The organism is Gimesia sp., assembly GCF_048260065.1.
Classification (GTDB): Bacteria; Planctomycetota; Planctomycetia; order Planctomycetales; family Planctomycetaceae; genus Gimesia.
The window spans coordinates 70694-94502 of the sequence record NZ_JBLXHC010000018.1 but is presented as its reverse complement, the minus strand read 5'-3'; the positions used below and the strand labels follow the sequence as shown (position 1 = coordinate 94502).

The following is a 23809-nucleotide window of genomic DNA, read 5'->3' as shown; positions in this document are numbered from 1 at the left end:
ATTGACCCGAATTCTGAATAAGGCCCCCCACATTCAGAAGCTGAAAAACAGTCGCAGGCTGACTGTTTTTCCGGGGAATTCAGTAGATTAATTGGAGAGACCCTTGGCTAAGCGAAAATCAGCCAATAACGGCGCAACAGGTAATGGAACACCGAACACCGAAACAGACCGTATTGAATATGTCCCCATCAGTGATGTCACACGACGTCGCTATTTAAACTATGCGATGTCTGTCATCACATCACGTGCCCTGCCTGATGTGCGGGATGGCTTGAAGCCGGTACAGCGTCGTATTTTGTATGTGATGTACCACGACTTACGACTGATGGCGAATGCGAAGCCACGTAAGTGCGCGAAAATTTGCGGGGACACGACGGGGAATTATCACCCGCACGGCGATGCCTCCGTCTATGATGCGCTGGTCCGACTGGCCCAGGATTTCAACCTCAGAAGCCCGCTGATCAACGGACAGGGTAACTTCGGTTCGATCATGGGATTGCCTGCAGCGGCAGCCCGGTATACCGAAGCGCGGCTGACAGGGATCGCAGAACATCTGATGAACGAACTGCGTTATCAGACCGTGGAAATGCGTCCCAACTATGATGGCACACGCGATGAACCCGTTGTGCTGCCTGCACGCTTCCCCAACCTGCTGGTCAACGGGGTCCACGGGATCGCAGTGGGGATGGCGACGAATATCCCGCCTCACAACCTGGGTGAAGTGATTAAAGCGTGCGTGCACCTGATTCATCATCAAGATGCAACGGTGGCCCAGTTGATGAAACACATCAAAGGCCCCGACTTTCCGATGGGTGGCCGTATTGTGACAGATAAGCGGTCACTCACCACGGTTTATAAAGAGGGTCGCGGCCCGGTGAAAGTGCGGGGCGAGTGGAAGCCCGAACCGGGTGCCCGCAATAAAGGGACGCAGCGACTGGTCGTGTATTCGGTCCCCTATGGGGTGGAAACCGGTTCGCTGCTGTCGGAGATCGGCGGGATCGTCGAGTCGCGGAAACTGCCACAACTGGTAGATGTGGCGGATGAAACAGACGACAAAAACGGCCTGAAAATCGTCCTGGAAATCAAACCGGATGCCGACCCGGAAACCGTGATGGCCTTTCTCTATAAACACACAAATCTGGAGCAGAACTTCTCGGTCAACCTGACCTGCCTGGTTCCCGATGAATCAGACGTCCTCGTGCCACACCGCTGCGATCTGAAGGAAATGCTGCAGTACTTCCTGGACTTCCGATTTATTTCGGTTCGAAGACGATTTGAATATCAGCTGGAACTGCTGGAACGGCGGATTCATATCCTGAAGGGTTTTGAGATCATTTTTAATGATCTGGACAAAGCACTCAAACTGATCCGCGCCAGTAACGGAAAACAGGATGCCGCCAAAAAGCTGATGGACAATTTTCCGCTGGATGAAATCCAGACGATGGCGATTCTGGAACTGCAGCTGTACCGGATTTCGAAGCTGGAAATCAATACGATCCGTGAAGAACTTGCCGAGAAGGAAGCGGAAGCGGAAAAGATTCGCAAGATTCTGGCGTCGGACAAACGACTCTGGAAAGTCGTGGAAAACGAGCTGAAAGAACTGGGCGACTTGTTTCCGGAAAAACGCCAGACGAAACTTGGTTCCTCGGAAGAGATTACCGAGTTCGATCCGCAGGCCTATATTGTTCGTGAAAACACGAACGTAGTCGTCTCGCGGGAAGGCTGGATCAAACGCGTGGGCCGCCTGAAGACAAAAGAAGGCACACAGGAATTAGACAAAACCCGAACCCGTGAAGGAGACAGTGTGCTGGCAGTCGCACCGGGCAGTACGCTGGACCACGTGGTGTTCTTCTCCAGCGATGGCGTGGCTTATACGCTGCCGATAGAACAGGTGCCTGTTTCTTCCGGCTATGGTGAGCCTCTGTCAAAACATGCCCGAATGAGCGACGGTGCCTATCTGGTCGCCGCTGTGACGACAGACAGCCGCTTTACTCCCGAAGACAAAGCAACGAAGAAGCAACCGATTGCGACGCCCCATGTTCTGATCGTCACTGAAAAAGGACAGATCATGCGGATCTCGTTCAGCCTGTTCCGAACAGCCTCGACCAAAGCCGGTCGCAAATACTGTCGCCTGGGTAAGGATGACCGTGTGGTATATGCCGGGCTGGTCGAAGAGGCGGAGACCATGTTTATCGCCACGAAAGAGGCCCGCGTTCTGCATTGTGAGATCGAAGAAGCCGCCCTGCTTTCGAATCCGGGCAAAGGCGTAAAGGGGATCAAACTGGAAAAAGGGGACCAGGTGATGGGTGCCCTGCAGCTGACTCGTCCGAGCGACTGTCTGCGGGTGGTGAATACGGCGGGCAAAAAAATGACCTTTGGACAGATGAAATATGGCGTGACTTCACGCGGCGGAAAAGGCGTGAAAACCAGTCAGCGCAGCGGGTTTGAAGAGATCCTCTACCCGCCCATTGAAGTGGTCGACTGGGATGAACTGGGAGACGAAGCTTAAGCTGTTCGTATCTCGCCTTACGGTCCTCTGCTCCAACTCGTATAATCTCGTTTTCGTTCGCGTTTCAATCAGAGAAATATCAGTAAAAAACTATGGCAACTGCAGCAAAATCATCTGGCGCTAAAAAATACTCTGCTGACGATATCGAAGTTCTGGAAGGGCTGGAAGCGGTCCGCCGCCGCCCTTCGATGTATATCGGCGGCGTTGATATCCGGGGATTGCATCACCTGCTCTGGGAAATCGTCGATAACTCGGTTGACGAATACCTGGCCAAAGAAGCCGACACAATCACCGTCACCCTGCATAAAGACGGCGCTTCCTGCAGCGTGAAAGACAATGGACGCGGGATTCCCGTCGATAAACATTCCAAAACGAAAAAGTCGGCACTGGAACTGATTCTGACCACCCTGCATGCCGGCGGAAAGTTCTCCGACAAAAACTATGCCCGCAGTGGCGGTCTGCACGGCGTTGGCTCCTCCGTGGTAAATGCGTTGTCTACCGAGATGGTCGCGACAGTCGTGCGTGACGGTTATCAGTACGTGCAGCGGTATAAAAAAGGAAAGCCAACGACTCCCGTTAAAAAGGTAAAGCCTTTTCGCGGGCACGGAACCGAGATCTATTTTCGACCCGACGATGAAATTTTCCGTCGCGTACATTTCAACGCCGACACCATTCGCCAGCATCTGGAAGATGTGGCCTTCATTCATGGCGGCTTGAAAATCACCTTCCGCGACGAAGTCAAAAAAGAGACGCACGAACTCTCTCATCCGGAAGGAATTCGCGGCTACCTGGAAAAGCTGACTCAGGAACAACAGAAAAAACCGGTTCACGAGCAGCTGTTCTTCTCGGAAAAGGAAGACAAGAATATTCGCGTGGAAGTCGTCTTAAGATGGACCGATGCCACCGACGAACAGATTCGCAGTTATGTGAATGGAATCCGCACCCATGCCGGCGGAACGCACGAGAGCGGATTACGCTCGGGAATTGCGAAAGCCGTCAAAAATTACATGGATGTGCACAACATCAAACATAAGGGACTCGCGATCACTACAGACGATATCCGCGAAGGGGTGCTCTGCCTGATCTCCGTATTCCATAACGATCCGATGTTTCAGGGTCAGACAAAAGAGAAACTGAATAACCCTGAAGTCACAGGCTTCGTCGAAGGGATTGTCCGTCCGCTGCTCGAAACCTGGTTGAACCAGAATCCGAGTATCGCAGATGCAGTCGTAGGTCGGATCGTCCTGGCAGCACGGGCGCGGATGGCCAGCCGCGATGCTCAGAAAGAAGTACGGCGGAAATCGGTCACGAACCGCAAATCGACACTGCCGGGCAAGCTGCTGGACTGCCGCTCGAATAAGCCGGAAGAATCAGAGCTGTTTCTGGTCGAAGGTCTGTCGGCGGGTGGGACGGCGGCCATGGGACGAGACAGCCGCATTCAGGCGGTACTGCCACTGCGGGGTAAAGTTCTGAATACCGAATCCCTGGCGGTTTCCAAAATTATGGGGAACCAGGAAATCAAGGACCTGGTGGAAACACTGGGAACCGGGATTGGTCCGAACTTTGAGATCATGAACCTCCGTTACAACCGCATCATTCTGCTGATGGATGCCGACAGCGATGGTTACCATATCAGTACGCTGCTGCTGACGTTCTTCTTCCGACATATGCGGGAACTGATTCGACAGGGAAAGCTGTTTCTGGCACAGCCGCCACTGTACTGCATCAAGGTGGGTAACGAGAAGCATTATGCCCAGGATGATGCTCAGAAGGAAGAGATTGTGGAATCACTGGGTGCCAACCGAAAGTACGAGATTGGTCGCTTTAAAGGTCTGGGTGAAATGACCGCCAGCGAGCTCAAAGAGACGACGCTGGATCCCAAACATCGCGTCTTGCTGAAGGTGGATATCGACAGCCAGCTGGATGCGGATGCTACGTTCGCACAGTTGTTCGGAAAAGATGCCAGTCTGCGGTACGACCTGATCATGCAGGAAGCCATCGAAGCGGACGATATCGATTATTGATCACAGCTGTTTTACCAGCCGTTATAAAAAAAGAGGCGAATCGATTTGATTCGCCTCTTTTCATTTCTGGTCAGATCGGAAATCTCTGACTATTTTACGGAAGCTGTTTCCGCTGGTTCCGGTGGCAGCTTGCTTTCATTCTTTTCAACGGTCAGATCGTTGCCGACGGTAATCGTCAACCAGCCATCGTTGGCTTTGATGCCGGTGATGTCCAGGTAGACGGTCCGGTTTTCCAGTTTGGCTTTGACCTGTGAATCTTCAACACGATCCGGAAATGCTTTTTCCATCTTGCTGCGAACCACGCCGGCACGAGCGATTTGAGAAGCAATCCGTTCTGGTCGAACGACGGCTGATGATTTGACATCGCCGCGGGTGATATAAATTTTATCTCCGTCGACTTTGAAGTGCAGCGGAACAGTGATGATCTGTGTCGGCACAGCGGTTTCACCCTGCTGCTCAAAACCACAACGCAGGATCAGGTTCAGAGTATTGTCTGCGATCTGTACACGAATCGGATCATGATCGTCGAAGACCAGGATATTGGGTCCTTTATCTGGATCAACGGGAGGTCGTTCCAGTTTGACTTTACGTCCCAGAACATCTTCGATCGATTTTTCAAATTCGGTGATCAGATCCTGATCGGAAATTTTACGGCCATCCAGGTTCATCCGGGAGAGGCTGTTATTCATGACTGATTCGTGGAGCTGTACCACGACGCTTTCATCGGGAGTGATAGTCAGTGGTGGCGAATTGGCAGCCAGTTCGCCGGTATCCATCAACCGGGTCCGAATGTAAAGATGAGTATCAGTGGAAGCATAGCTGCGGGCTGTCGGGAACAGGCCATTGTCCTGCAGACGTTTATTCAGCTTGCCGCCGACTTCTTCGTTGGCACGGCCAATGCGTTCATCCACTTCTTCATCGAAGCGGGGACGAACCCGATCTCGTACGCGTTGTGCGGCGATGGCTTCTGCCTCGCCTTTCAGTTCCGCTGTACGACGGTAAGCCATATTGCGACCAATGCTGGCCAGCAGAGGAATGCCATCCAGTTTGGTACTGGCACCAACAGTGGTGTTATGAGCGGCGACTTCAACCCAGGCAGGCTGAGTTACGAAAGTATCACCATCAAAGTTAATTTCTTTGGTGCCCCAGATCTGATGATGGCCTGATGTGTAAATCGTGGCTTGATTGGTCGTACCGGAAGTCTCGCTGTTGGTGACACCTTTGAGTGTCAGGTCGAATCGCAGTGTGGAATCGCTGGGTTTGAAGTCAACGCCGACTTCCGTTGTAGTTGCCTGATTCCCGGTTACATAAGCTCCCAGGATGCAGTCGACAACAGGACCGGTTTCGCAGGTGCTGTCGTGAATCAGACGGTTCATGAAGTCTTCAGCGACCATGACACGCAGGTTATAGTTGAAATAATTGTTTCGCAGAGCAGTCGTCAGTGGCTCCAGCCCACCGGCCAGTTCCTGACGCAGCAGAGCATATGCTTTACGAGCTTCGAAAGCGTTCTTGTTGCTCTCTGTTGCTTCATATTGTTCCAGGTTGGTCACCAGTGCAGTCAGCTGTGTGCGAACTTTGCCGGAGTCAATCTTCGTCGCAGATGGCTTGGAATCTGCCAGTAATGCACGGATCGATTTTTCCAGGTTCTGGAACTGAGGACGGTTGAAGAACTTTCGCTGTTCTGCATCGGTCAAAGCACCACGCTCTTCAAATTTCTGTTTGAGCGATTTGAGCAGATCCATCAGTTCGACTTCGGAGTAGCTGTTCTTCAGTTCTTTCTGCAAGGCATCGAGCTGCAGGTATTCAACCCAGCCGTTTCCATTATCCATCGTACCCAGGTATTTTTTCAGAGCAGCAGCGGCTTTTGCAACTTTGTCCTGCTGTGCTTTCAACTGGGCAGCTTTGACGGCAGCGATATCGACTTCCAGTGTTTTCAGTACTGCATCCGCGATTTCCACACGACGCTGCAGGCGGCTGGTGTAGTCAGCCAGAACTGCCTGACCTTGTGCTTCCTGAATTTTTGTCTGCAGTGCAGCCAGAGTCTGCTTCTGCTGTTCCAGAGTCAGGTCTGATTCATAGAGCTTACCCAGCAGATCGCCGACCTGCTGATCCCATGTTGCCCACTTGCCTTCCAGTCCTTCTGGTGCCTCTGAAAGACCTTCAGGAACTTCGGCTGGCAAAATGCCCTGCAGACCCACGTCTGCTGTTTCCGGCTTCTTGTCTGCCACAGCCATTGAGTTTGTGACAACCAACGCCAGGCTGGCTAAACCTAAAACTGCCAGTCCAAGTACACCAAAATATTTCTGGTTCTTTCTGGTTCGCTTTGATTCCTTGAGAAGCATATCTGATCTCACTCCGTCGACAAAGGGATTCGAATAACGGTCGCCACCATTCACAAGAACGCGGGACACCAAAGGCCCTCATTAATGGTAGTAGGGGTGGAAACTACCGTTGTAAAATAATTTATCGTCATTTAGCAGCAGGGAATGTTTGCTGAATTCATACATCCCTGCCCCCAATCAACTTTTCCAGTATCAATACCTGCAAAACCCTGTCCACAGGGAGTTTTCAAAAACAATATTCTGAGATTGCAGAAATCCTGTTAATTTCGATGGCGTAAATTCGGGCCGGAGACTCCAGCCAGACATCCTATTCCTCGAGATCGTCAAACTCAGCCGACATTTTTCCCAGGGAAATCATCACACCATCTCTGCGCAGTCTAGTGGACCCACAAATATTGTGCAATCAACCAAAGCGGCTTGTATTCGCAACATTAACAAAACGTGCGAATGTTCACCATTACTGGATCCCGAGACTGTTTTTCCCACTGTGACAGACTGCAGAATTCACGAATTGCTCTGATTTCGTGAATCAGATGGAGAATCGAGCTGAATAATCGACGGGTTCGATTTGGAATTTGAGAAGCGGGAACGTACATTGGTGGTTTCAGATAATAAATCCAACTCAACGTATAAAAGGATTTTCACTTGGATTTTCAGCAGGTCCTGACTCCGCCTCAATATGCTGCTGTCTCGCATCATCAGGGACCATTACTGGTACTGGCGGGACCGGGCTCAGGAAAAACCCGTGTTATTACCCACCGGATCGCTTCGCTGATTCATGCACAGATTCCCGCCCATCAGATTCTGGGAATCACGTTCACGAACAAGGCAGCGGATGAAATGGGAGAACGGGTCAGGCAGCTGATCCCCGACTCGCGCATCGAGATTTCCACCTTTCATAAGTTCTGTGTGAAAATTCTGAGAAGGTACGGCAGAGGTGTGGGGCTGGACAGTAACTTCTCGATTTTTGACACGACCGATCAGCAGCAGCTGATTCGCTTCGTGTTGAATGAACTGGACATTGATACGGTGGCCTATAATCCTTCGACCATCGCATCCATGATCAGCCGCGCCAAAAATGATCTGATTACGGTCGACCGGTTTGTTGAAGTCTATCAGGAATCGGTGGGCGATCATCTGCAGGCGGTCGCGGCCCGCGTGTATCCGATGTACCAGAAACTGCTGCTCGAATCGAACGCGGTCGACTTTGACGATTTACTGCTGCATGTCGCCAGTCTGCTCAAAGGCTCTCCCGAATTGCGGGCGACACTCGATGAACGGTATCAGTACATTCTGGTTGACGAATACCAGGATACGAACCTGGCGCAGTACCAGATTGTCATGGGACTCTCTTTAAATACGCGCAATCTGTGTGTCACCGGTGATCCCGACCAGTCGATTTATGGCTGGCGGGGTGCGAAGATTGAAAACATCCTGCAGTTCGAACGGGATTTCCCCGACTGCAAAACGATTCGACTCGAACAGAACTTTCGCAGTACGAAAGAAATCCTCCGCGTCGCCGACGACCTGATTTCTCACAATCAGCGCCGCAAAGCCAAATCACTGTTTACAGAAAATGACGAAGGTTCTCCGGTCGAGCTGCTCAGTTATCAGGATGAACGCCACGAAGCCGACGACATCGCGCGACGCATTCGCAGCGCCGTCGATCAGGAAGAGCACGAATATACCGATTTCGCCATCTTTTACCGGGTCAACTCGCTTTCACGCGAACTGGAACTGGCGCTGGCCCGGCATAAAATACCGTACCAGCTGGCCGGCAGTGTTGCCTTCTATGAACGCACGGAAGTCAAAGACCTGCTCTCATATCTGAAACTGATCAACAACCCCGACGATCGCGTTGCGTTCTCACGCATCGTGAATAAGCCACTTCGTGGCATCGGTAAAACGACTCAAAACAAATTGATTCGCTGGGCCGACGAACGTGGCATCAGCCTGATGGAAGCCGCTCACCAGGCAGCAGACTGTCCGAAACTTTCCAAACGGGCAGCAACCATGGTGGCGCGGTTTGCCAAAATGATCAACGGATTTTCGATGGCCGACTCGGGATCCGTCGCACACCTGATGGAAAATATCATCGACAGTACACGGATGGTCGACAGCTGGAAGGAGAGCCCGGACGAAGATGATCAACAGCGGATTGCCAACGTCAACGAACTACTGTCTACTGCCAAGAAATATGATGACATCTACGGCGAAGAAACAACGCTGGAAGGTTTTCTGGAAGTCAGTACGCTGGCCAGCGCAACCGATCAGCTGGATGCTGACGCTGGACGCGTGACACTGATGACACTGCACGCGGCGAAAGGCCTGGAATACCCGGTCGTGTTTATCGTCGGTGTCGAACAGAACCTGATTCCCCACGAACGCGTTCTGCGCGAAGAACTGCGCGACGGACTGGAAGAAGAACGCCGCCTGTTTTTTGTGGGGATCACCCGGGCTGAACAGAGTCTGTACCTGACACAGACCCGCGAACGTTCGATGCGCGGCCGTCCGTGGAGAACCATCACCAGTGACTTCCTCAAAGAAATCGACGTGGAACTCAACGATCAGACTACCGATGAACTGTTCGAATCGCGCTCGCACTTCGATGAGTTCGTGGAGTCCGTCAAACGTGGTGAGATTGATACGACTGCTCTGAAAGCAGCCAATCCGGAGCGGCCTCTGCTGATGACCGGTGCCGACCTTCTCAAAAATTCACCCCAGGCTGCTGAGATCCCTCAAGGCTTTTCGGTAGGTATGCGGGTCAGACATCCGCGGTATGGCGTGGGAACCGTGATGGGCATCAGTGGTTTTGCCCGTAAAAGAATGGTGAGTGTCCTGTTTGACGATGCCGACGAACCGCAGACCTTTGTCGCCGCGCATTGCCCCCTGCAACCGTTAGGATTGCGCTAACCCGGCGCCGGTTCAAGCGGATCTCAGCTGCCTGCCGATAAACCCGATTGGCGCCTGCCATTAATTCTGTTGATGAATAAACTGGTAGTGTCGCAGTCTTTCAGCAAGTCTGATTCACTTAAACTGACTTCGGGTTCTCTCATGCCGCCACGTAAACGACCACCGGCGAATTCCAGATTCCAGGTCCGCAAACCGGCTGACCCCGGGGTGCATCTGGAACCCTTCCTGCATTACCTGGAAGCGGAATGCGGGATGGCAGAGAATACGGTTTTCGCATATCGCTCGGATATCGTGCAGTTTCTGGACTGGTACCGCGTGCAGAAACCGGTCCCTTTGAGTGAAGTGGATCTCCCGTTTCTCTCCGGTTACCTGCAGCATCTCAACCGGCGCAAACTGGCAGCCACTACCGTTTCACGGCATCTGGTCACGCTGAAGCTTTTCTTTCGCTACCTGGTACTGGAAGGCGTACTGGCGGAAAGCGTCGCTGACCTGTTGAACTCGCCTAAGCTCTGGAAATACCTGCCGAAAGTTCTCAGTCCGGAAAAAGTCAACCAGCTGCTCTCAGCTCCCTGCAATCAGGATCGTTACCCCCTCCGAGACCGGGCAATTCTGGCGATGATGTATGCGACGGGTTGCCGAGTGACGGAGATCGTGACACTGCCTTTGAATTCGGTCAAGCTGGCGGAAGGCTATGCCCGCTGCGTTGGTAAAGGTAACAAGGAACGCATGGTGTCATTAAATCCGGTCGCGGTCGCCGCGGTGGAAGCGTATCTGCGGCACGAACGTCCCCTGCTGACCCGACGTAATTCTGCAGAACAGGCGCTGTTTCTGAATCGGGGAGGCAAGCAGTTATCGCGGGTCATGGTCTGGAACATCGTCAAGAAAAATGCGGCCCGTGTCGGCTGCAGTAAAGAGGTCAGCCCGCATACACTGCGACACAGCTTCGCGACTCATATGATGGCAGGTGGCGCCGAGATCAGAGCGTTACAGGAACTGCTGGGACATGCCAATATCCGCACCACCCAGATCTACACGCACGTCGATCACAGTCGCCTGAAAGCCGTGCATCAGATGTATCATCCGCGTGGCTGATTAAAACTCGCCCATCAGTTTGCCGTCTCCGCGGTTTCCGAGCTGCTCAAGCAATTCGGGATCAATGTTTTCGGAAATGAAGCGAACAGAACCGTCGCCCAGCCCGATGTGAGCGCCTCCGACATGGTAGCTGCCGAACCCGCCGACATTTAACAGGGGATCGACAGGAGTCTCCTCTACAGGGGTGGTAGGGTTATTGATGCCCCAGCTACCTGAATATCCGGGGAGATCCTTGTTAATAGAACCGGTATTCCGCAGACTGGCACGGGTACCGGAGAGCCAACCCAGGTTGGTTTCGTCGTAGAGATGCTCGCCGATAAAGATGGTATTGCTGCTGCCGTCGGTGATTTGATCGTAGGTGATGCTGCTGTTTAAAAACATGACTCCCGAGTTGTTGACATCGATGGGCGCTTCATTGGCGTTATAACAGGCCGCGTAGTTTGTCTGAAACAACAGGAGATCATTGTCGATGGGCACTTTCAAAACCGGGCCTTTGGAATCAGAAGGGCAGCTTAAAACCTGCATGGGTCTTTTACGCACTTCGTAATTGGTATCGGCGTACACACTTTGTTTGAAGTCAATGTGCCGATAAACAACCGCCTGATCGAGAAACGGCATAAGCCCGCCGAGCCAGCCCATGTCATAGCCTTTGGGTTCATTTTTGACAGGTCCTGTCTGGTTGTAGACGCCTGCGGGCAGGACCTCGAACGCCATTTCATAGTTTTGCAGCGCCAGGTTGATCTGCATCAGATTATTTTTACACGTCGTACGCCGTGCCGCCTCGCGTGCCTGCTGAACAGCGGGCAGCAGGAGTGCAATCAGAATTGCGATGATCGCAATTACGACCAGCAGTTCAATCAGTGTGAAGCCGCTACGCTCCAGACTTTGTCGATATCGGGGAGCAACTTTTTTCATCATCTGTAGTTCCTGAAACAATAATACCAGATCATTTTTAAGCAGGTACTTTATAAATACGGAATACTGACCGACTCGACGTGGTCATAAAATTATTTTTTTCGTTCGGGTAATCGTAAGCGTCTGTCCTTCCGGATATTGCACACGTGCCTGGATCGACAGTTTACGATTCGCGTCCCCTTCCGGTTTCAATATAATTTCTGCAGAAGCAGCATAGCGGGTTCCCAGTTCTTCCGGATCAATCTGCCAGACTTCACCCTGGTATTCGGGATTCGTTAATCGCTGCTGCGCGGCACGTTCCAGAGCCGACTCGACAAGCCAGTCTGCCTGCACCTGCAACTGCTCTTTCAGCATTTGCCGTCTCTGCATCAATGTCGATTTCAACAGGGAAGCCATCACCAGTGAAATCAACAGCAGACAGATCATGACGATAACTAACACGGCTCCGCGGCGTGTGTTCTTCGTCTGAGATCCAATGACTGATTTATAGTAGAGACGCATAGGATTGACCCTGTCACTCGGTTTTATTTGTTTCTATTTCTGGTTGTTTCAGCTTCAAATCTGCTAATCGGTAATCATGGCCGATGGTAGAAATGATGGACAATTCCTGGACCGCCGGTCTCCCGGACTGGTCAGACTGGTTTTTCTTATGGTTCAACACCCGCTGTAAGGGATCGGGTTCTTCGATGGAAATTCCGGCACGATGCAGTCGCTGCTGTTCGAAAAAGCGGGCATGACTTCCCTCGGGCAGATAAAAGACATCACGGTGCGCTTCTTTCCCCTGGCTGGTGACCACTCTGAAAATCTGATGCTGATCGATACGATAGGTCACACTCTGATTGTCGGGCTGTTGCAGCGTAATTTCTGCTCCCCCCTCTGCAGGAAACCGCACAGCAACGGCCGCATGAATATCCGCGCGCAGCAGATGAGAAAAACGCTGGAACGAAGAACCCAGCCAGGCGGCTTTGCTGGTTTCACGTTCGGCCTGGAGCACGGTATGCATGGTTGTCATGCTGATACCCATCAGTACCGAAGCGATGCCCATCGCCACCACGACTTCCACCAGAGAAATTCCTGGAGGACAGCCGTATTGTCTGATCGAAAAATGAAATCCGCGTCGCTGCATTACTTCTGTTCCTTCAGACAGACCCAGGAAGTGAGGCTCACCGGCATCTCTCTGATTCCCTGCTGGTTCTTCCAGTCGAGCTGGATCCGAATTTTTTTCATCTGCTTCACATCAGCCGCATTACTGATTTTAATTTCTAAACTGGCATCAGGCAGTTGTCTGACCACACTTTCCGATAAAGCGAACTTGTCCACGGTCGACTGCTTTACTTCATCGAAGGGCAAAGCAACCGTGCGCTCCATCAGATTTTCCACTTCGACAATCGCAATCTGACGGCGTTCGGTCTGACGGCGTTCGCGATGCACCCAGTAAATTGCAGGCACCACGATCATGGAGACCGTCATCAGCAGCACGCCAGCCACCATCATCTCCACCAGAGTAAATCCGCGCCGTCGACATCCCGGCGATGCGACACGACTTGAACAGGCTCTGTGATATTGAATTTGATTTCTCACGTTTCAACCGTTATCTGAGGTTAAGACAGGGCATTCATGATCGTCACCAGCGGCAAAAACAGCCCGATGACGAATATTCCCACGACACAGCCCAGTCCTAGAATAAAAGTCGGTTCCAGATATTCTCTCAGCAGCGCCATTCGATAATTGATGCGCCGCTCAATTCCTTTTGCAATCGCTTTGAGTGCCCAGCTTAAATTTCCCGCCCGTTGTGCTGACTGCAACAGACGCACTTCACTGGGAGTCAGCAGACTGTAATCATGCAGTGATGTCCAGCAGTCGTTCCCTTTATGAACATCTGCCAGAATCGCATTAAAGCGGGCAGACAGATATTTATTTTTTGTGGTGTTTGACAGAGTCTCAAATGCCCCCAGCAGGGGTCGCCCGGATTCCGTTGTGACATGCAGAAAGCGTAAGACATCCGGCGCAATCAGACGGGGATAATAGCGCCCGGACACAAACCGGGGACGCCAGCCGTTTTCCAGGTAGCCGGTTCGACGGAGTCTGAGATACAAAAAAAAGAGAATCAGAATTCCCGGTAAAATCAATGGAGAATAAGTCACGATCAGGTCAGAAGTATCGTTGATTGCTACCGTCAGGTCTGGCAGTTCCATATTGAAGTCGTAATAGATTTTTTTCATCTTGGGAATGATCCAGTAGCAGATGAACATGAAGACCAATATCATGATGAGAAAAACCGTACAGAGATAAAGTCCGATACCGGGGCGCAGGTAATCGCGTTCATTGCGCTGTTCGGCACACACCTCCGCAGCCAGCGCCAATGCAGAAGGCAGCGTTCCTGATTCCGCTCCCGCCTTGACCAGAAAGAACGCATTGGCGGGAATGACGTACGGAATTTTCTCCAGCGCCTCTGCCAGGGGGACTCCACTCCGCAGCAGGTCGACCAGTCGCATGATCTGGTGGCGCCAGTGACCTCGAATGTCTTTTCCGAATGTTTCCAGAACATCAATCAAAGGCAGCTGTTTGTCGGCGGCAATCGCCAGAATCCGCAGCAACGCGACCTGTTGAGAATAAGAGACGCGACCGAAAGACAGAAAGTTCTCGAATGGCGACGAACTTCTTACGTTGCCAAAAATTCGATTCAGATTTTCGAAGTGAGATTTCTTGTCCATGTGTGATTGAACGCGACAGTCGCTCTCTGGAGTAAATGATTTTGATATCGATACAGTCAGCCACCCGATTCAGGACAGCCAGTTCAACAGTTGAATTAAAGGGGCCAGCATGGCGATGAACAGAAAACCCATCAGCGTGCCACAGAAAATAATCACCAGTGGCTCAACGACTGACGAGAAAAATGTAATGCGAACCCGTGTCTGACTGTTTAACATGTCCGACAGTGCATTCAGGATTTCAACAGAATAGCGGGGGCCCTGATGAGATGTGGCACCTGACTGACTGGCTAAAGTCTGCAAAAACGTCGCCGGAAATATCTTCAATGACTCCAGGGAAGCAATCTCCGCCTGCCCGGACGAAACCGACTCCGAAAACTTTCGGCAGGCATTGCGAATTTCATAATTACTGGAACTTTCCCCGGTCATCTTAAGTGCTTCAAGGAACGGAACCTGGTTGTCGACCAGCAAAGCCAGCAGATGCGAAAACCGCGAGACAGACAGGCCACTGAGCAGTCCGCCAATCAAAGGCAGACGATATAATATTTTCTGCGACCACATCTGGCCGCGCTCTGTTTTCATCAACAGCAGATAACATCCCGCCAGCAGCAGTCCGGCAGGCAGATACCACCACCATTGCGTCCGCAGGAAAATGGACATTTCCAGCATGGTAAACGTCATTGTCGGTAGATCGATTCCGAAATCGAGATAAATCGATTCAAAGGCAGGCAGGATCCAGAGCATGATGCTCAGGAACATCAGCATGGCAAACGCCATCAGGATCAGAGGATAGCTGAGTGCCATCAGTAACTGGCTTCTCATCTCCGAGAGTTGCCTGGTATGTGCGACATAGTCCGCCAGAATTTCGCTCATCTTCCCGGAGCGCGTGCCGGCATGCACCAGCGCACACAGTTCACGCGGAGCCCGGGAGTCGGCGAGCACCGTTTCCAGATCGTTGCCGGCATCCAGTTGTGAAGCCAGCTTCTGGACAGCGGACCGCAGACGCGGATTTTCGATCTCATGCGAAACCGCTTCCAACCCCGTCGATAAAGGGAGCCGCGCACGTGTCAGATCAGACAGGTGATCGGAAATCACATCGTAGTCGCGGGACGACAGCTTCTGACTGCCTGCAGAAGCAGACACGCCGGGAATGGAACAGGCCAGCTCTGATTCTTCCTCTTCGATCCGTTCGATCTTGAGTCCCTGATCCTGCAACCGGCTCGCAACCTCATCCCGGTCTGCGGCGTGGATGCGGCCGGAAACATGTTTACCTTGCGAGTTGGTTCCCTGGTAACGATACCAAATCATCTGACAGCCATCCCGTAATACATGCAATCCCTGCAATCGTTAAAACCCGGATCACAACAATGACCTCTCACTGTAAGAACCTCATGGCTGGGCTAATTGTTTAAGCATGTCCGAGAACGGAAGAAATAATACCAGAGAATAGCATAATACCGTTCCTCCGCCGATGATCGCGCCGGTAAAGATCGGAAACAAAACGCGAAACCAGCGTGTATAGCTGGTAGCTTTCCTCCGATACATATCTGCCGCATTTTTGAGCGCCAGACTGAGTTCCCCCTGGTGATTTTTCGTGGTCAGCAACCAGGTTAACAGCGGAGGCCAGCCATATTCTTTTGTGGTTACGACTGTTTCCGGCTGTGCATGCAGATGCCGCTCCGCCATCAGGGTAGCCGATTTCACCAGCTGATCATCGCCAGTCGCTTCTGCAGCCAGCACGACCGATTCGGCAAAGGGAATGTTCTGCTGAATTAACAGCGACATGAGTTCAGAAAAATTGCCGTACCGGTAATAGTTGGCAATCTTCTGCACGCCGGGAATCCAGCCAATCAGACGGCTGGTCCCTTTGAAATTCAGTAACTGCGAACTGCCGGTCCTCATCCAGACAATAACAAACAGAAACAGCAGCAGCGGCGGAACCATACCCCAGTAAATGACCGTGGACTGCATTGAGTTCAATAACTGCAGAGGCTTTGATTCACCAAGACGGAAAATATCATAAGCAGCATTGAATCGCGACAGGACTTCAAACAGGAAGATCATGAACAACCCATATGCCAGGCTGAACACAATCAGCGGATAGACCATCGCCATGCCGATCTGGCGGCGCAGATGAAACAGTTCCCACGCGTAGTTTGACATCTCTTCCAGCGCCACCGTCAGCTTACCCGACTTGATGCCCGCTTCCACAATCACGCGATACACGAGAGGAAAACTGTCCCCTTCCGCGTCCATTGCTTCCGGCAGCGTACTGCCCCGCTCCATTCTGGTTGCCAGATCAGCGGTGATTCTCCCGAGCCGATCCGGGAGTTCATTTCCCATTTCGCGGAGCCCCAGTTCCAGGGGAATTCCGGCCTGAACCAGTGAAATGATTTCTTCGTTCAGCGCGATCAGCTCATCGAGTTCAAAGCGGGTCTCACTGCTCTCGTTCGATTCAGAATCGTCTCTTGAATTCATAGTCACACCTGCTTTTGTCAGAAACGATTAATGCTGCGTCCAGTTTTCATCCGTACTTCAGCGTTGAAAAAACCGGCTACCCGTTATCCATTATTTCGCGTCATCCCCAGTACCCGACGGACTTCCGCCGGGCTGGTGAGTCCCTGATTCACTGCCTCCAGTGCACGGTCCCACTGGGTCCGCATCCCCGACTGGATGGCGAGCTGATGCAGGACCGTCGCATCGGATCGATTCAGGATCGCATTCGCCACTTCGGACTGACCGGGCTGTAACATTTCGGTCAGGACCATACGTCCCTGATAGCCGGTCTGTCCGCACTCTTGACAACCGACGGGCACTTTCCACTGTTCAACGTCCAGGCCCATTCGATCTTCTTCGGCTTGTGAATGTTCTGCACACGTACAGAGCCGCCTGAGCAAGCGCTGGCTCAAAATCGCCAGCAGACCGCTGCGCAGCAGATACGGTTCGATGCCCATATCCGACAGGCGACTCACCGCTTCCGTCGCACTGCCGGCATGAAATGTAGTGACGACCAGATGCCCGGAAAGCGATGCCTGGAAGACGGTTTCCGCGGTTTCCCGGTCGCGGATTTCGCCGACCATAATGACTTCTGGATCCTGTCTGAGCAGGGAACGCAGACCGAGGACCATATCGAATCCGGCAGCCGGATTCACCTGCGATTGCGCAACCGTGGGCACGACGACTTCAATCGGATCTTCCAGTGAAGCCAAACTGCGAGATCCTTGAGACTGCCGAATGATTTCGCGCAGACAGGCGTAGATGGTTGTCGTTTTCCCGCTGCCCGCCGGCCCCGTCATCAGGATGACGCCCCCGGTCTGAGACAGCAGTCGCTGCAGTTCGAACAGAATTTCACCAGGCAGATTCAGGCTTTCCAGATGTTTATACTGCCCTGAACCGACAAATAATCGGACCACCACTTTCTCGCCATACAGAGTGGGAAAGGTACTGATGCGTGTTTCAACCGCCTGTTCCCCCTGCTGTCGCAGGCGTCCCTCCTGAGGCACATCCGTACGATAGGTCAGCAGATGCGACAGAACTTTGAGTCGCGAGGTAATCCGCGGCGCGAGTTCCGGTGAAAAATCGGCGACGTGATGTAAGACGCCGTCAATGCGCCAGTCCATGCGCATTCGGGATTCGGAAGGCAGCAGGTGAATGTCGCTGGCATTGATGTCCTGGGCCTGATTTAAAATCAGATCGACCAGCTCGGTGACATACTCCGGGTGATTCTCAGGTTTTTCAGGGAGCTGCTCCTGAAAATGTTGTGACAAACTCTCCTGCATTAATCGCCTCGATGAAAGATCTGCTCAATCGTTCCTGCACGCTCATTGCGAAACTGAACGACGGCATCGACGAGCCCCCATTCACCCGAATGTTTTAGAGTGGCCTGCACTGAATTCCAGTCGGTCTTGATGGGTGTCGACTGGCGGGTGACGGTGGAAATGCCTAACACTTCATTCCCCTTCATGTAGATCGCTTTGGACCAGCCTGGCGCTTCGGTCGCAGCGGTACCGGTCCCACGCAGACACCAGAACAGACCGCAGCAGACAAGTAGCATGCTGCAGGTAATCCATCTTCGCTGACAGCGCCGACGATTCCCCGCCTGCTGTGCCGCTTCCAGAACCTGCTGACGAAGTCCGTCGCGCAGGGGAACGGCTGCAGAGGTACCGGCCTGCAGCAACTGTTCTTCCAGAGAATCGTGATCTTCGAATTCAAACATTGATATCCTCATGCGTCACGGGACGCAAATAATTATCTAACTTCTGGAGCGCATAACGATAACGACTGGCCACAGTATTCGGCGATTCATCCAGCACACTGGCAATTTCCGCAAAAGTCATGTCTTCCCAGATCTTCAAGACCACTACTTCTGACTGATTGGTTGGCAGGCGCTTCAATGCCTTGCGGATCAAACGCGCCTGATCGTTTTCTTCTACAATTTCTTCATCTCGTGCCCAGAGCTGTCGGCACTGTGCAAATATCTGAAACGGCTTCCGCTTCTGCAGAATCCGTAAGGCTTCGTTGCGGGTGACCCGTAACAGATAGGCCCAGGGCTGCTGCGCGGTTGCCAGAATTTTTGGTTTCATGGCGATTCGTACCATGGTCGCCTGAATCGCATCTTCCGCATCCGGCATATTCCGGGTCACGGTGACGGCATAACGCACCAGTCGCTCCGATGTCAAATCGTAGAGCGAACCCAGCCGGTCGACCCCCTGATCGTGCAGATCATTGGCACAACATCGGATTTTCGCGGCAAATTTGACTGGTGACAGTTGTTCCACGATGGAATTCAATTCTGCAAAGTTTTTGAAAAACTCTGATTCTCACTGCTGATTCACAGTAAGAATGTCCTGACAGAACTGCCAGGCTGCGATGACGAGTAAAATTTGTGTGAATTCAGCACAAATATCAGCTCTCTCCTTGTGTTGAATCGGACCGGAAAATAACAATGATATTTCGCTCACTTTTCACACAGTTCCTATTAGAACTGATTTGCGATATTATTTGTTTTGCTTTTCACCGGAATTTTCATATTTTTTCAATTCCGGCGGACTCGAATAATCGTAAGCCCTTATTTATCAGATAGATACTGCTTTCATGTTTTTGTGCACCGATCTTTGTGCCTTCCTGAAAAAAAACCAGCGCCTCCCTGAAATTCCGCAGATGACGGAGTCCCCGGATGGCTGCTGAAAGTGCACCTGAGAAACAGGGGGTCATCCTGATTGGTATGCCCGGGTCGGGAAAGTCGACCGTGGGGAAACTACTGTCTGAACAGACAGGTCTTCCCTTTCTGGATACGGATGCATTAATTGAAGCCGGCGAGTCGAAACGGCTGGCGGAAATCATCTCGCATCACTCGTCTGAGGGATTCCGGAAAATCGAGGCAGCATATGTTCAATCGATCCAATCAGCAGGATCGGTAATTTCTACTGGCGGAAGCGTCTGTTACAGCCGCGAAGCCATGCAACATCTCGGCAGTCTTGGTACCATAGTCTGGCTGGATGTGTCACCCGAAGTACTGGAGCAGCGGGTGGCCGATGCGTTTGACCGGGGCGTGCTGATTGAACCGGGAACAACGCTGGCCGACTTATACGACAGTCGCTTCCCACTGTATGAACTGTATGCACAATTAAAAATCGAGTCGTCGCTGCTGACACCTGAGGAAGTCGTTTCCCTGATCTGTGAGCAGTTGAATCTCTAAAACGATCATCAACTGACACCAAACTTTTGATAGTAAATGAAAAACGATAGCAAGCCGATGTTACCCATTCAAAACGTCAACATTCATGATTCCGTCCGCCTGGTTGCACCACAGGAACTGAAAGACACTTACAAGCGGACCGACAAAGTCACCGAGACCGTTGGCGAATCGCGCGAACAGATCAAACGCATTCTCTCGGGAGAAGATCATCGGCTCATCGTAGTCGTCGGCCCCTGCTCGATCCACGATCCCAACGCCGCCATTGAGTACGCAAAGCGACTGAAAGAACTTGCCTCCAAAGTGGACGATCGGATGTTCCTGATCATGCGGGTCTATTTCGAAAAGCCGCGCACCACGGTTGGCTGGAAAGGCCTGATCAACGATCCACACCTGGATGGTACCTTCGACGTCTCGTCCGGTCTGAAGATCGCCCGCCAGCTGTTGCTGCAGATCGGCGAACTGGGCGTGCCCGCCGCAACCGAAATGCTGGAACCGATCACGCCTCAATACATTGCCGACGCGATCTCGATCGCTTCCATCGGTGCCCGCACTACAGAATCCCCCACACACCGCCAGATGGCCAGTGGACTCTCGATGCCCGTCGGTTATAAAAACGGTACGGACGGCAGTCTGGACGTCGCGCTGAATGCGATGCTTGCCGCACAAAGCCCGCACAGTTTTCTGGGAATCGATGCGGACGGTCAGACCTGTGTGGTCAACACCAAAGGTAATCCCTGGGGTCACCTGATTCTGCGTGGCGGACGTTCCGGCCCGAACTACTCGCGGGAACATCTGGAAGAAGCCAGCAAGAGCCTGCAGGCCGCCGGCCTGTCACCCCGGTTCATGGTCGACTGCAGCCATGCGAATTCCAGCAAAGACTATCGTAACCAGGGGAAAGTCTGGAACGACGTCATCGACCAGCGCGTCGCCGGCAACGATACGATTATCGGCCTGATGCTGGAAAGCAATCTGCATTCCGGCAATCAGAGTCTGCCCGAAGATCTGTCACAGCTCCAGTACGGCGTCTCGATCACTGACGAATGCATCGACTGGGAAGAGACCGAAACCCTGATCATGACGGCTCACGAAAAGCTGTCGTAAGCGTCAGCTGGTTTAAGAAGACAGAGCCGTTTTTTGAGTGTGCTGTAGAATCAGCTGTATCAGTTGCACTCGATCAACGGGTTTTGAAACATAACCATCACAGCCGCAGTCCAGACACTTTTCTGCATCTCCTGCGAGAGCATTGGCGGTAATGGCGATGATGGGAATTTCACATCCCTGATCCCGCAATGTCCGTGTTGCTGCATAGCCATCCAAAACCGGCATTTGCATATCCATGACGATGACGTCAAACCAGTTACCAGCCACAACAGATGTTTCAATCTCCTGCAGAGCGATTTGACCATTTTCAGCGGTCGTGACATGCGCTCCCGCTTTTGACAGGATAAATGAAATTAACTTGCGCGTGTCGAGACCATCCTCCACCAGCAACACTCTCAGGTTTTTGAGCTGATTCATGATTTCGAAACGGGATCTGGTATCCAGGCTGGAACCTGTGTCTGAGATTCCGGAAGATTCATGTTTCATTTCCCCAATGGGCAAAGTGAATGTCACAGTGGTTCCTCTATTTAATTCACTTTCCAGATTGATTGAGCCTCCCAGGTTTTCGACGATTTTTTTACAGATGGTCAGTCCCAGTCCGGTTCCTCCATACTGGCGCGTTGTGGAAGAATCTGCCTGCGTGAACGGAACAAACAGGTTTTTGATTTCTTCCGGCGCGATTCCGATTCCGGTATCAGTGATTTTAAAATTCAGGAACAACGGCAAGGAATCGCTTCGTCTTACTTCCAGAACCACAGATCCTTTTTCTGTAAACTTGATCGCATTACCAAGCAGATTGACCAGAACCTGACGCAGACGTGTGGGATCTGTTTTAACCATTTCAGGTACAGGACCCACACAGCGAATTTCCAGATGAACTCCCTTGTTGTGTACCACTTCCTGAAACAGGAACTCGAGTTCCGAAAGCAAGACAGGTAAGGAAAATTCAATCTCTTCCAGCGTCAACATTCCTTCTTCGACTTTCGCCAGATCCAGAATATCATTGATCAGGCACAACAGATAATCCCCATTGCGTTTGATTGTCTGCAGCGAAGATATTTGCTCGCTGGAATTGTTTCCTTCTTCTTCACACTGGTCCAGCAGCAGGTCTGTAAAGCCGAGAATGGCAGTCATGGGAGTACGAATCTCGTGGCTCATGTTTGCCAGAAAATTACTTTTCGTATGGTTGGCAACTTCAGCAGCCTCTTTGGCCTGAACCAGATCCCGCTGAATCTGTTCCCGCTGAACAGAGTTCCTGGCAATGATGACTGAACCGGAAGCAACCATGAATTCCAGTGCAACGACAACCCAGAACGCCCAGAAATCAAATTGCGCCGTACGTGCTGCGAGTTTTGATTGAGGTATGAAGGAAACGATTTTCCAGACCGGAATCACTCCCGCTTCATTGTGATTAGAACTGAATAGACCGATGAAAGGCTCTTGTTCCATGAGCCTGGCGGTACTTTTGAATCCAATATCAGAATACGTGAACAACCCCGATTGGTTTTCGATCTGCCCTTCCTGCTGTTCCTGCATCAATTTCCAGACTTCCGGATACTCCGTCAGAAATCGATTCTCAGCGCGATCCGGATACATAAAGTTCCAGTCGTTCCGAGGCTGATCGCTTCTTAAGCAGTATCCCTGCTGATTGATCAACAAGAGTTCTGCTGCCAGCCCATGCTGACCAGCGAGTTGTTCCTGGACATCGACATGATTTAATATCTCGTTCGCACAGTAGTTGAGCATGAGAATTCCATGCTTGTTTCCAGCAGAATCGAACACAGGTGTTCCAACTCGAATGATCGGTTTCACTCGGACACCAGATCCGGTATCCCTCCAGTGGGGGTGCTGCTGTTTTTCTTGCGACACTTCAGCGGTTATCTGCTGCTGTTCAATGACTCCATGCTCTACATTCAAATCCATCGGAGAGATATAAATTTCTCCGTGATTCAACTGGAAGCATTCCTGAAAATAATACCGCGACGATTTATCCTGCAGTTCCGACTCTGGAACCACGACGGGTACTCCTCCTCGATAATTAATACGCAGGGTTTCCCTGCCTTTGGAATTGAAGAGCCGTACTTGATCAAAATGCCCGGAGCTCTCAGCAACCCTGATGAGTTCCTGAACCAGTTCTGTTCTGGCCTGCTGACTGGAACTTTCAGTTCCCTTGAGTGCAGCCTGGAGTTGATCATTTCGCGCAAGAAATTTGAGTGTTCTGAATACCGAGCTGAATTCGATCACGATTTTATCATGAGCCAGGTCAATCGAATTCCGTGCTTCGTGTTCTACGACCAGTCTGTCAGACGCATGTTTCTGATAACAGACAATCGCAGCCACACCGATGATCATTACGGACAACGGAACAAATAGAGTCAGACTTCGTTTGATGGTCAGTAAAACTTTCGTATGGGAATGTTCATTATTTAACATGACAGGAGTTTCTCAGCGCTTCATAAGAATCATTAAATTTAACTGCGGAAGAAATTTAGCTTGAAATTGAA

18 protein-coding genes are annotated in these 23809 nt (G+C 51.7%); 6 read left to right on the top strand and 12 right to left on the bottom strand.

All coding sequences use genetic code 11. From position 1 onward, the window contains the following. The first annotated feature begins 103 nt into the window (after positions 1–103). Positions 104–2509, top strand: a complete 2406-nt coding sequence (locus ACN0YN_RS25980; protein WP_417387943.1) for a DNA gyrase/topoisomerase IV subunit A — start codon at positions 104–106, stop codon at positions 2507–2509. 92 nt (positions 2510–2601) lie between these two features. After that, complete coding sequence (locus ACN0YN_RS25975) at positions 2602–4533, top strand: DNA gyrase/topoisomerase IV subunit B (protein ID WP_417387942.1); 1932 nt, start codon at positions 2602–2604, stop codon at positions 4531–4533. Between the two features lie 89 nt (positions 4534–4622). Here the strand turns inward: ACN0YN_RS25975 and ACN0YN_RS25970 are convergent, their stop codons facing one another. Then, on the bottom strand, positions 4623–6944 hold the full coding sequence (locus ACN0YN_RS25970) for a hypothetical protein (RefSeq protein WP_417387941.1): 2322 nt from the start codon (positions 6942–6944) through the stop codon (positions 4623–4625). A 576-nt stretch (positions 6945–7520) separates the two neighbouring features. Between ACN0YN_RS25970 and ACN0YN_RS25965 the strand changes: the two genes are divergently transcribed. Next, positions 7521–9788 carry an ATP-dependent helicase gene (locus ACN0YN_RS25965; RefSeq protein ID WP_417387940.1) on the top strand — a complete coding sequence of 756 codons (2268 nt, stop codon included), beginning with the start codon at positions 7521–7523 and terminating at the stop codon, positions 9786–9788. Positions 9789–9929: 141 nt separating this feature from the next. Beyond that, positions 9930–10880: a site-specific tyrosine recombinase XerD gene (gene xerD, locus ACN0YN_RS25960; RefSeq protein WP_417387939.1), complete on the top strand. Its 951-nt coding sequence runs from the start codon at positions 9930–9932 to the stop codon at positions 10878–10880. Here xerD and ACN0YN_RS25955 read toward each other — a convergent pair whose 3' ends face one another. The 10 genes from ACN0YN_RS25955 to ACN0YN_RS25910 all read right to left on the bottom strand — a co-directional run bounded on the left by ACN0YN_RS25955 (position 10881) and on the right by ACN0YN_RS25910 (position 19284). Beyond that, a complete protein-coding gene (locus ACN0YN_RS25955; RefSeq protein WP_417387938.1) occupies positions 10881–11798 on the bottom strand; it encodes a DUF1559 domain-containing protein in 918 nt (305 codons plus the stop codon). It abuts the gene before it with no gap. 81 nt (positions 11799–11879) lie between these two features. Beyond that, the gene (locus ACN0YN_RS25950; RefSeq protein WP_417387937.1) at positions 11880–12296 is read right to left on the bottom strand and encodes a hypothetical protein; all 417 of its coding nucleotides are present in this window, start codon (positions 12294–12296) and stop codon (positions 11880–11882) included. Between the two features lie 13 nt (positions 12297–12309). Further along, complete coding sequence (locus ACN0YN_RS25945) at positions 12310–12921, bottom strand: PulJ/GspJ family protein (RefSeq protein WP_417387936.1); 612 nt, start codon at positions 12919–12921, stop codon at positions 12310–12312. Further along, positions 12921–13376, bottom strand: coding sequence for a type II secretion system protein (locus ACN0YN_RS25940; protein WP_417387935.1), 456 nt, complete (start codon positions 13374–13376; stop codon positions 12921–12923). The genes ACN0YN_RS25945 and ACN0YN_RS25940 overlap by 1 nt, the downstream gene beginning before the upstream one ends. Before the next feature lie 20 nt (positions 13377–13396). Continuing rightward, positions 13397–14509, bottom strand: coding sequence for a type II secretion system F family protein (locus ACN0YN_RS25935; RefSeq protein ID WP_417387934.1), 1113 nt, complete (start codon positions 14507–14509; stop codon positions 13397–13399). A 69-nt stretch (positions 14510–14578) separates the two neighbouring features. Further along, a complete protein-coding gene (locus tag ACN0YN_RS25930; protein WP_417387933.1) occupies positions 14579–15814 on the bottom strand; it encodes a type II secretion system F family protein in 1236 nt (411 codons plus the stop codon). 81 nt (positions 15815–15895) lie between these two features. Then, positions 15896–16984 (bottom strand): type II secretion system F family protein, encoded by a 1089-nt coding sequence (locus ACN0YN_RS25925; RefSeq protein WP_417387932.1) that lies wholly within the window; start codon positions 16982–16984, stop codon positions 15896–15898. Between the two features lie 83 nt (positions 16985–17067). Continuing rightward, positions 17068–18273 (bottom strand): GspE/PulE family protein, encoded by a 1206-nt coding sequence (locus ACN0YN_RS25920; protein WP_417387931.1) that lies wholly within the window; start codon positions 18271–18273, stop codon positions 17068–17070. Positions 18274–18284: 11 nt separating this feature from the next. Continuing rightward, positions 18285–18722, bottom strand: a complete 438-nt coding sequence (locus tag ACN0YN_RS25915; RefSeq protein WP_417387930.1) for a hypothetical protein — start codon at positions 18720–18722, stop codon at positions 18285–18287. Then, the gene (locus ACN0YN_RS25910; protein WP_417387929.1) at positions 18715–19284 is read right to left on the bottom strand and encodes an RNA polymerase sigma factor; all 570 of its coding nucleotides are present in this window, start codon (positions 19282–19284) and stop codon (positions 18715–18717) included. Before ACN0YN_RS25910 ends, ACN0YN_RS25915 begins: the two co-directional genes overlap by 8 nt. A 398-nt stretch (positions 19285–19682) precedes the next feature. On the opposite strand from ACN0YN_RS25910, the gene ACN0YN_RS25905 reads away from it, so the two are divergent. Both ACN0YN_RS25905 and ACN0YN_RS25900 read left to right on the top strand, forming a co-directional pair. Then, positions 19683–20204, top strand: a complete 522-nt coding sequence (locus ACN0YN_RS25905) for a shikimate kinase (RefSeq protein ID WP_417387928.1) — start codon at positions 19683–19685, stop codon at positions 20202–20204. A gap of 57 nt (positions 20205–20261) precedes the next feature. Then, complete coding sequence (locus ACN0YN_RS25900; protein ID WP_417387927.1) at positions 20262–21305, top strand: 3-deoxy-7-phosphoheptulonate synthase; 1044 nt, start codon at positions 20262–20264, stop codon at positions 21303–21305. 12 nt (positions 21306–21317) lie between these two features. Here the strand turns inward: ACN0YN_RS25900 and ACN0YN_RS25895 are convergent, their stop codons facing one another. After that, positions 21318–23738 (bottom strand): ATP-binding protein, encoded by a 2421-nt coding sequence (locus tag ACN0YN_RS25895; RefSeq protein ID WP_417387926.1) that lies wholly within the window; start codon positions 23736–23738, stop codon positions 21318–21320. Between the last annotated feature and the right edge of the window lie 71 nt (positions 23739–23809).